Below are 9838 nucleotides of genomic sequence, written 5' to 3'. Positions count from 1 at the left end.
ATTATATTAGTGAAGTATATTAAACAATTTTTCTATAGGCAAAAATTATTTCATATCTTTTACATTGTTGAATAAATAATGAAATATAGAACAGTGTTTATTGATTGAGACAGTATTTTAAACAAGAGGTTAGAATAATTTTTTTACGAGAGTCATAGAAATCTATTCAGTAGAGGAGAAGCGAATCGTGTGTTTTTTATAAACAGGAGCGCTTTGATTCTTTATCTGTTAACCACTGAATACAATCATTGAGAGCTCTCTCTGTTATAACTTGTTTTTTTGCTATTTTTTTTTCTTTACTTGGCAAGCGTTGTCCTGAATGTTTAAGAGAAGTAATAGGGGGAAAGAGTCCAAAATTGATATTCATTGGCTGAAAAGACTGTCTTTCTGCTTCTTCATCTATAATGTGTCCCCCAGTAATATGATTCAAAAGAGCCCCAAATGCCGTGGTTTGTGGGGGAAGGCAAGGACAGTTATGATGATATTCGGCAGTAGCAAAACGTCCAGCAAGAAGCCCTATGGCCGCTGATTCTACATAACCTTCACATCCGGTAATTTGTCCTGCAAAGCGTAGTTGTTTTTTTTGTTTTAAACGAAGGGTTTGATCAAGAATGAGGGGAGAGTTGAGATAGGTATTGCGGTGAAGACCCCCAAGACGTGCAAATTCTGCTTTTTCAAGACCGGGAATCATTCTAAAAATACGGACTTGTTCACCATATTTCAGTTTTGTTTGAAAGCCGACCATATTGTAAAGCGTTCCGAGTTTATTATCTTGGCGTAATTGAACGACGGCGTAGGGTTTAACGGTTGGATTATGGGCATTGGTTAGACCCATAGGTTTCATAGGACCGTGTCTTAAGGTTTCAAGTCCGCGCTCAGCCATAATTTCAATGGGGAGACACCCATCAAAATAAGGCATTTTTTCAAAGTCACGAAACTCTGTTTTTTCTGCATTTTTTAGTGCTTCAACGAATGTTTCATATTGTTCTTTGTTGAGAGGACAATTTAGATAATCTTTTCCTGTTCCCTCAGGACCAATTTTATCGTAACGAGACTGATACCAACAAATATTCATATCAATACTATCGGTATGGATAATAGGTGCAATAGCATCAAAAAAAGAAAGAGCTTTTATACCGGTTATTGCTTTTAATTCTTGAGCAAGTGTAGGTGAGGTAAGGGGCCCCGTTGCAATGACAACATGTTTCCAATCTTTAGGAATCTCTTGAATTTCTTCGCGTTTGATCGTTATAAGCGGATGATTTTCAAGGGCTGATGTCACAGTTTTTGAAAATTCATCACGGTCAACAGCAAGAGCACTTCCCGCGGGGACTTTGTTGGCATCAGCCGCTTTCATAATTAAGGATTTTGCTAATCGCATTTCAGCATGTAAAAGCCCTACTGCATTTGTTGATGAATCATCAGAACGAAATGAATTTGAACAAACCAGTTCTGCCAATTTATCGGTGTTATGGGCATCTGATTTTTTTTGGGGACGCATTTCATGCAAAATAACAGGAATGCCTGATTGAGCGATTTGCCAGCTTGCTTCACACCCCGCAAGACCGCCACCGATAATATGAATTGGAGTATCAAATGTCTTTAACATAGTCGACTTATTAGCGTAAGTAGCCGTGTATGAAAAGCATAGATTTTATTTTTGTTCTTTGTAAGAAAGAGGTGTATTGAGTTTTTTTAATATATTTGTTTGCTTTTTTTCTATAATTAATGGTATAGAAACGCCGCTTGTATAAGGTTATTAGCTTGCTAAGTTTGAGCGGATGTGGCGAAATTGGTAGACGCACCAGATTTAGGTTCTGGCGGGAGACCGTGGGGGTTCGAGTCCCTCCATCCGCACCAAAGCAATCCCTTAAGTGCTACGGATTTCTACGTATCTGGAATTCCGCTTCATGGTAATGTAACACAAAGTGTTAGAATGTAATGATGATTTAGAGAAGGTTTATCCCTCTCCTTGAGAAAAATGAAGGTGTTTAATGCAGGTTACCGAGACGCTTAATGAAGGACTGAAGCGCGAAATTAAGATCGTGGTTCCAGCGAAAGATTTAGAAGAAAAGTTGAATGAACGATTGGATGATACCAAGGGTAAGATTAAGCTTAATGGTTTTCGTCCCGGTAAAGTGCCGGGTGGGCATTTGCGAAAAATGTATGGTAAATCTTTTATGGCAGAGATTCTCAATGAGATACTGAGTGATGCGCCACGTTCTGTTTTAGCGGACCGTAATGAACGTCCAGCGATGCAGCCAAAAATTGATATAGATAAAGATGAAAAAATTCTAGATGGAAAAGCCGATTTTACTTTTAGTTTAAAGTATGAAGTTTTACCAAAAATTGAAATTAAAGCCTTTGAACATATTGAAGTTATTCGCGAAATTGCAGCTATTCCTGAAAAGGATATTGATGATCAAGTCAATCGCATCCTTTCTTCTACGCGTAATTATTCCCTAAAAGAGGGATCTTCTGAAGAAGGTGATCGTATTACCATAGATTATCTGGGTAAGCTTGAGGGGGGGCCATTTGAAGGTGGGGCAGATAATGATGCACAACTGATTCTTGGATCAAAACAATTTATTCCTGGTTTTGAAGAGCAATTGGTTGGTGTAAAAGCTGGGGATGCAAAAACGATTTCTGTTAAATTTCCTGATAATTACAGTGCTGCACATTTAGCTGGACGGGAAGCAGAGTTTGACATTACTGTCAAAGCTGTCTTTAGCCCAAATGAATTGAAAATTGATGATGAGGCGGCGAAGAAAGTTGGTTTGGAATCTCTAGATCGCTTGCGTGAGGTTGTTCGTGGACAGATTGAAAGTAAATATGGTTCAATGACACGTCAAAAAGTTAAGCGTCAAATTCTTGATGCTTTAGATGCTGATTATGATTTTGAGATTCCTGAAGGACTTTTAGAAATTGAATTCAATAATATATGGGCTCAAGTTAATGATGATTTGAAAAAGGCTGGGCGTAGTTTTGAAGATGAGGGCATTACAGAAGAAAAGGCACGGGAGGAATATCGTGTCCTTGCGCAACGTCGTGTTCGTCTTGGTTTGGTGCTTTCTGAGATTGGAATGAAAGTTGGTGTTAAAGTTAGTGAGGATGAGCTAAAAGCGGCCGTTTTTGAGCAAGTTCGTCAATATCCTGGACAAGAAAAAGAGATTATGGACTTTTTTCGTAAGACTCCGGAAGCTGTTGAAAATCTGCGTGCTCCGATTTTTGAAGAAAAGGTCATTGATCATTTGTTAGCACACATAAAAGTCACAGATAAAGAAGTGACGATTGAAGAGTTGATGAAAGAGGATGATGAATTAGATGTCCCTGAAGAAAAGCCGGCAAAGAAAAAATCTGCAGTAAAAGAGAAGGAAAGGTCTGCAGAGAAAACATCGACTAAGAAAAAGGCTCCTAAAAAAGCTTGATATTTCGGCAAACAAAATAAACCCGATGGAATCGGGGTTGTTGTGATATTATATTCTAAGCTTGCACTTTGAATGGTTTGAGATAAACCATGAGATATGTTTAAAAATATTGGTAGTGGATTGGCAATGAGCATCATTGATATGCGTACTCCTGATTCTAAGCGTTTTATTTCTGGCATTACAGGTGATTGGGAAGTCATCATTGGTATGGAGGTTCATGCGCAAATCATATCAAATTCGAAACTGTTTTCAGGAGCATCAACCAAATTTGGGGCAGAGCCGAACAATCATGTATCACTTATTGATGCGGCTATGCCAGGGATGTTGCCTGTTCTTAATCAAGAATGTGTTCGTCAAGCAGTTCGAACAGGTTTGGGATTAAAAGCGCGTATTAACTTAAAATCTATTTTTGATCGTAAGAATTATTTTTATCCAGATTTACCGCAGGGATATCAGATTTCTCAGTTTCGCTATCCCATTGTAGGAGAGGGGAAAATTATCATATCTGTTGGTCCAGATTCGAATGGTCAATTTGAAGATATCACGGTAGGAATTGAAAGATTACATCTTGAACAGGATGCTGGAAAATCGATGCATGATCAACATCCAACGATGTCTTTTGTGGATCTTAATCGCTCTGGTGTTGCACTTATGGAAATAGTTTCCAAACCTGATATGCGCTCATCAGATGAAGCCAAAGCTTATATGACAAAATTGCGTACGATTGTTCGTTATTTAGGGACCTGCGATGGTAATATGGATGAAGGTTCTATGCGTGCGGATATCAATGTATCTGTTCGTCGTCCTGGAGAAGCTTTTGGAACGCGTTGTGAAATCAAAAACGTTAATTCTATTCGCTTTATTGGTCAAGCGATTGAGTATGAAGCGCGTCGTCAGATCGCAGTTTTAGAAGATGGAGGCGTCATAGAGCAAGAAACTCGGCTTTTTGATGCTACTAAAGGTGAAACGCGTTCTATGCGCTCAAAGGAAGAAGCGTATGATTATCGTTATTTTCCTGATCCTGATCTTTTACCATTAGAATTTGATCAAGCATTTGTAGATGCTTTGGCTGCGGATTTACCAGAATTGCCTGATGCGATAAAAGCACGTTTTGTTAAAGAAATGGGGTTGACAGTGTATGATGCTTCCATTCTTGTGACAGAAAAAGCTATTGCTGATTATTTTGAAGAAGTAGCGTATGGTCGTGATGGAAAAATAGTTGCCAACTGGGTAATTAATGATCTTTTAGGGGCTTTAAATAAAGATAATCGTGAAATTGAAGAGTCACCAGTATCGCCAAATCAGTTGGGAAGTATTATTGATCTTATAAAAGAAGAGGTTATTTCTGGAAAAATTGCCAAAGATCTTTTTGAGATTGTTTGGAATGAGGGAGGAAATCCACGCCAAATTGTAGAAGAACGCAATATGAAGCAGGTAACAGATACAAAGACTATTGAAAGAGCTGTTGATGAGATCATTGCCAATAATTCTGATAAAGTTGCGCAAGCAAAGCAAAAACCTGCTTTAGCAGGTTGGTTTGTTGGGCAGGTAATGAAAGCAACAGGTGGTAAGGCAAATCCTCAAACTGTTAATGAATTCGTTAAGATGAAACTTGGCATAGATTAAATTTTATAGGGTGGAGAAGAATCTATAAATATGATATCTTCTTAAAATTAAGGGATGAAAAATTATCCTATCAATTGGAGTTGTAGCTGAATTTACCAGTAACTTTTTTGGTAATTTCAAACATTGACAAGTTTATTCCAGCGATTGATTTCATGAGCATACTTAAGAAATAGAATAGAAAATGGCTCGTTTTTTTAAACAAATTTTTACTTGGTGGGATGGTAATACCGTCGGTACGCGTTTTTTTACGTGGCGCAAAGGGAAGCGGATAGGGGAAGATCAATTTGGAAATATATATTATGAAGGGGGACATCATAAGGATGGTTATCCGCACCGTTGGGTTATTTATAAAGACTATTCTGAACCTTCTACTATTCCACCAGGTTGGCACGGTTGGATTCATCATCGCTTTGATAATCCACCAACACAGGAGGATTATCATCCCTATGAATGGGAAAAACCTCACGTTGCAAATATGACAGGAACAAGTGAGGCCTATAGACCGAAAGGGGCTATTCCTTACAATGATGAGCGCCCTTGCGTGCGTGAAGATTATGATGCGTGGTCACCTAAAAAATAAAATGTTTTAATGGGCGCGTGTATTTTTGTCTTATTTGGCTCTACATTATAACAAGAATTATTTTTAAGGTGCGATTGGTTTTGATATGATGAGGTCTTTTTCATTGTTAGGGTTGAGGCGTTTTATATATATTGTTTTAATGGGAATTTTAGTATTTTTATTCTTAAATAGTGGGGGGCGGGCTGAACGTATTAGCAATGGAATTGCTGTTTTTGCAGGTCTTGATAAAATCACGGGGCGGACGACGCGTTTTGAAGTTTCTCTTGGTGAAATTTATCAGTACGGTGCATTACAGGTAACACCCCGTGCTTGTTATACGAGCTCTAAAGATGAACCAACACGTACAACAGGTTTTATTGAAGTCAATGAAGTAACATTAGATAAAAAAATACGGCGTATTTTTACAGGATGGATGTTTGCAGATAGCCCTGGTTTGAACGCTGTTGAGCATCCTATTTATGATGTGTGGTTAAAAGATTGTAAACAGAATTCTCAAAATCTACCTCTTCAGTAATAGTGTGTTATCTATTTATAGTACATTGATTTATAATGATAGTTTATCATTTTACAATTTGAATGGGAGGTTAAAATTTCTCTGATTTTCTCATTGCAAATTTTCTTGTATTGAAACGATCAAAACGATTGCTTTATTTGTTACAAGTGGGGGATGTATGGATACGGTTGTTTAAGAAAGGAATGAAAGTTTCTCTCATAAACCATTTAAATTATAGGATGCACTATGCAAATCAGCATATTATTTTTTTCGAGTGTTCATTGGAGACAATTCTTGATTTATATCTGTTAGAGGTAGAAATGAAAGGCTTATTCATATTTATTCAAGAGATGAATTAACTCTTTTGCCTTTAATAAGGTCATACTCCTCATGAAGAAAGAACGTCACTATATTGTATATTTACGGGGGTATTTTAAAGAACTCTCTTAAGGCTTGTCACATCCATTTCGCGACGGCGTGCTCATGAATGGTGTAATGATAAATCTATCGAGTATCCCCCATCTTTACACTTGTGAAGGGACAAGAAAACACTATCACATACTTGAGCCCACCTACAATGTTGCCGACAAGTTCTGGGTACTTGAGAATCTTCATAAGAGGTATTTTTATTCCTCTCTTGTACAGTTTTTATCACCACCACTCTTCTCTCTTTTAACATGCAAGCAAATGGTTTTGGTTGATTTAATATAAACAAGTTTGGGATGAGAGAACCTTACGATATTAGAGGTCTAGTTCAATATGAATAAAACTAAATTATCATTATAAATCAAAATCTTGCCTTTATGGGGAGACAGACATGTCAAATGCGTTTTATGAAACATTGGTGATTATATCGAGGGAAAACAAATGTGTTGCTAGGCCTTTATGCACGTGGAGATTTCTTTTTTCGTTCAAAGAGTAAAAGCAATTTAAGCTCTGTTGTTGGAACAATTGAGGTTTAAGATGATTTAAAGTTTCAATTGAAGTATAGCGTGATTAAAAAAATGCAAAAATTGGTATATTTCTGGCAAAAAGCAACATGTATGTATTTGATATTTTTATGATAGAGTGCTTCATAAGTTGTTGTATATTACATGACAAACTTCACATTTCAATAAGCAGAATGTCACTCATTTTGTAAATCATATTTTTGATATCCATACTTTTCAAAATCTTGTTTATAAGAGACACGTATTTTTATGGTGAGCTATTAAAATTTTAAAAGGGTGCCTCGAAGAGGCGTTAAAAGATTCCGTACCACTGGACAGTGGTATTTTTATTTTGTGTACAGAATAACCAGTTATTCTTAAGAATAAGAGATTTTATCCAATGAAAGTTTCTAATCATCAATATAAGAATGTTTTCCAATTGCCGAGACAACCTAAAGAGCCTTTATTGAATGTTCCATTGATTATTATTGTCTTGATCGTATGTTGTTTTTGTCTTTATTGCATTCCTCAGTATTTTTTCTCTCATCAGCTTTATGTTGAAATTCTGGAGTTTTTTTCATTTACACCAGCATTGTTTAAGACGAATCCTATCGCATTTTTTTATACCATGGTGAGTTATTCATTTATGCATGGTAGTTTTAAACATGTTGCTCTTAATATGATTTGGCTTTTGGTTTTTGGCACTCCTTTAGTAAGGCATTTTGGTGTTTTACGTTTTTTAATTTTTTGGGTGTTAACGGCAGTTATTTCTGTTTTGACTTATTTTATATTTCATCAAGAAAGTATCATAGCACTTGTTGGGGCATCAGGTTCCGTATCTGGCATGATGGGGGCTATTGCACGTTACGGATTTCCCAGCGGTTTAGGTGTTAATGTGCAGCATGAAAAACCTTTGGGGATTTTATTATCCATCAAAAAAGCCCTTTGTTCCAAGGGCATACTCATTTATATAAGTGTATGGCTGGCGGCTGATTTTCTCATAGGTATTTCTTCCTTTCTGTTTGAAAAAAATGGTATCTCAATAGCATGGGAATCGCATATTGGCGGGTTTCTTACGGGCTTTTTATTGGTTGGCTTTTTTGATGTTTCACAAAAAAATAAAAGCTAGAATCTAAGATATTTATGCGTCACATAAAGTGCTATTGTTGCTGCGTTTGAAACATTTAATGATTTAATATTTCCAGGCATATCAAGACGTGCTAAGGCGTAAACGGTTTCACGTGTTTTTTTTCGTAGACCTTTACCTTCTGCTCCTAAAACAAGAGCAATTTTATTTCCTGTTAGTGTTGTTTCTAGAGGTTGATCCCCTTCTGAATCGAGTCCGAAGCTTGTAAAACCTGTTTGATGGAGTTCTTGAAGAGTTTCAGCGAGGTTTCGTACGGTAATATAATGAATCATTTCTAGAGCCCCTGATGCCGCTTTCGCAAGAACACCGCTTTCTTGGGGGGAATGACGGCAAGTGGTAATCAGTGCCTTAGCTTTAAATGCAACGGCAGAGCGCATAATAGCGCCAACATTATGTGGATCAGTAATTTGATCCATGACAATGATCAGATCAGTGTTGGTTAGTTCCGATAGTTTGTATGGTTTGAGAGGAGAAGTCTCCAAAACAACCCCTTGATGAACGGCTTCACTTCCAACGAGCGAATCAAGATATTTGGGAGTGCATACTGTAACAGGACAAGGATAATCTGATTCGGATATATTTAATCGTTTTAAGGCATTTTGTGTAACGTAAAGACATTTAAAAATTCTTTTTGGGTTTTTTAAAGCAGCCTGCACAGCATGGATGCCATAAAGATGGATTATCCCTTGCTGTAAAGGAGCGGCTTCCTTCTTCAGGTGTGTAGAAGATCGAGAAGGAGAGCCTTTTGTATCGCGATATCGGTGACGTAAACGAGCATAATGAGAATTTTGTGATGTTTTTTCTTTCATAGCTTCTTTATAGCGTTTTAATAAGAAAAATAGCTAGAAAAAATCTATGATTTAAAATTATGAGCAGGAAATTTGTACAGAATTGTATTTATTCTGTTGACAGATACAATCGTAATCGTCATAACCACTTCACAATCAGTTGAATTGAATGAGTGTTCAAGATGATTGTCATGATGCCTCATCGCGCGACTTTGCCGGTGTAATGGAGGGGTGCCCGAGTGGTTAAAGGGGGCGGACTGTAAATCCGTTGCGTATGCTACGTTGGTTCGAATCCAACCCCCTCCACCATTCATCGAAGGAGAGTTAGTACGTGGGTCATGCGGGTATAGCTCAATGGTAGAGCAGCAGCCTTCCAAGCTGAATATGCGGGTTCGATTCCCGCTACCCGCTCCAAATGGTTGTTGATGATTAGGCAAGTTAGGTATAATGGAAGATATTCCATTATTAAAGTGGGCGGGATTTTCCGTCTAAGAGTTGTGGTGATTGGGCTAGTATACAGTCCAGTTGAATTCAGTTCTGCAGGCCTCTGTTTCTAGGTGCTAACAAAGATAGAGAATAAAACAAGAGATTAATAGCGATGGCGAAGAGCAAATTTGAACGTACAAAACCGCATGTTAATATTGGTACGATTGGTCACGTTGATCATGGGAAGACATCATTGACAGCAGCGATTACGAAGTTTTTTGGTGAGTTTAAAGCATATGATCAAATTGATGCAGCACCGGAAGAGCGCGCACGTGGTATTACCATTTCTACAGCACACGTTGAATATGAAACGGAAAATCGTCACTATGCCCACGTTGATTGCCCTGGACACGCAGACTAT

General features: G+C 37.6%; 8 protein-coding genes and 3 tRNA genes. 9 read left to right on the top strand and 2 right to left on the bottom strand.

The annotated features are described in order from the left end of the window. Window positions 1-196: 196 nt before the first annotated feature. Window positions 197-1609, bottom strand: coding sequence for a methylenetetrahydrofolate--tRNA-(uracil(54)-C(5))-methyltransferase (FADH(2)-oxidizing) TrmFO (trmFO, locus tag HWX04_RS07270; RefSeq protein ID WP_175869479.1), 1413 nt, complete (start codon window positions 1607-1609; stop codon window positions 197-199). A 168-nt stretch (window positions 1610-1777) separates the two neighbouring features. Here trmFO and HWX04_RS07265 point away from each other — a divergent pair. From HWX04_RS07265 to HWX04_RS07240, 6 genes are all read left to right on the top strand, one after another. Further along, window positions 1778-1860 (top strand) — tRNA-Leu (locus tag HWX04_RS07265). Window positions 1861-1994: 134 nt separating this feature from the next. Next, window positions 1995-3428 (top strand): trigger factor, encoded by a 1434-nt coding sequence (gene tig / locus HWX04_RS07260; RefSeq protein WP_175869478.1) that lies wholly within the window; start codon window positions 1995-1997, stop codon window positions 3426-3428. Between the two features lie 126 nt (window positions 3429-3554). Further along, entirely contained in the window at window positions 3555-5054 is a 1500-nt protein-coding gene (gene gatB / locus HWX04_RS07255; RefSeq protein WP_175869481.1) for an Asp-tRNA(Asn)/Glu-tRNA(Gln) amidotransferase subunit GatB, read from the top strand. Between the two features lie 181 nt (window positions 5055-5235). After that, complete coding sequence (locus tag HWX04_RS07250; protein ID WP_175869477.1) at window positions 5236-5634, top strand: NADH:ubiquinone oxidoreductase subunit NDUFA12; 399 nt, start codon at window positions 5236-5238, stop codon at window positions 5632-5634. An 88-nt stretch (window positions 5635-5722) separates the two neighbouring features. Then, window positions 5723-6148, top strand: coding sequence for a DUF2155 domain-containing protein (locus HWX04_RS07245; protein ID WP_175869480.1), 426 nt, complete (start codon window positions 5723-5725; stop codon window positions 6146-6148). Between the two features lie 1308 nt (window positions 6149-7456). After that, the gene (locus tag HWX04_RS07240) at window positions 7457-8185 is read left to right on the top strand and encodes a rhomboid family intramembrane serine protease (RefSeq protein ID WP_175869476.1); all 729 of its coding nucleotides are present in this window, start codon (window positions 7457-7459) and stop codon (window positions 8183-8185) included. On the opposite strand, the gene HWX04_RS07235 is transcribed toward HWX04_RS07240, so the two are convergent. Beyond that, on the bottom strand, window positions 8182-9012 hold the full coding sequence (locus tag HWX04_RS07235) for a TrmH family RNA methyltransferase (RefSeq protein WP_175869475.1): 831 nt from the start codon (window positions 9010-9012) through the stop codon (window positions 8182-8184). The genes HWX04_RS07240 and HWX04_RS07235 overlap by 4 nt on opposite strands. A gap of 204 nt (window positions 9013-9216) precedes the next feature. Here HWX04_RS07235 and HWX04_RS07230 point away from each other — a divergent pair. The 3 genes from HWX04_RS07230 to HWX04_RS07220 all read left to right on the top strand — a co-directional run. Then, window positions 9217-9300 (top strand) — tRNA-Tyr (locus tag HWX04_RS07230). A 31-nt stretch (window positions 9301-9331) separates the two neighbouring features. Next, a tRNA-Gly gene (locus HWX04_RS07225) sits at window positions 9332-9405 on the top strand. 184 nt (window positions 9406-9589) lie between these two features. After that, window positions 9590-9838, top strand: a 249-nt coding sequence (locus tag HWX04_RS07220; protein WP_245410059.1) for a GTP-binding protein, incomplete at its 3' end; no start/stop codon positions are given.

Origin of the sequence: Bartonella gabonensis, from assembly GCF_903679515.1 — a bacterium.
In the GTDB taxonomy this organism is placed as follows: Bacteria; Pseudomonadota; Alphaproteobacteria; order Rhizobiales; family Rhizobiaceae; genus Bartonella; species Bartonella gabonensis.
The sequence above is the reverse complement of the archived record's forward strand: the minus strand, read 5'-3'. Positions and strand labels throughout refer to the sequence as shown.

Excerpts from the sequence above, each read along its gene's own strand:
- tig (WP_175869478.1), top strand. The coding sequence starts at position 1,995 with ATGCAGGTTACCGAGACGCTTAATGAAGGACTGAAGCGCGAAATTAAG.
- trmFO (WP_175869479.1), bottom strand. The coding sequence starts at position 1,609 with ATGTTAAAGACATTTGATACTCCAATTCATATTATCGGTGGCGGTCTT.
- HWX04_RS07235 (WP_175869475.1), bottom strand. The coding sequence starts at position 9,012 with ATGAAAGAAAAAACATCACAAAATTCTCATTATGCTCGTTTACGTCAC.
- HWX04_RS07250 (WP_175869477.1), top strand. The coding sequence starts at position 5,236 with ATGGCTCGTTTTTTTAAACAAATTTTTACTTGGTGGGATGGTAATACC.
- gatB (WP_175869481.1), top strand. The coding sequence starts at position 3,555 with ATGAGCATCATTGATATGCGTACTCCTGATTCTAAGCGTTTTATTTCT.
- HWX04_RS07245 (WP_175869480.1), top strand. The coding sequence starts at position 5,723 with ATGAGGTCTTTTTCATTGTTAGGGTTGAGGCGTTTTATATATATTGTT.
- HWX04_RS07240 (WP_175869476.1), top strand. The coding sequence starts at position 7,457 with ATGAAAGTTTCTAATCATCAATATAAGAATGTTTTCCAATTGCCGAGA.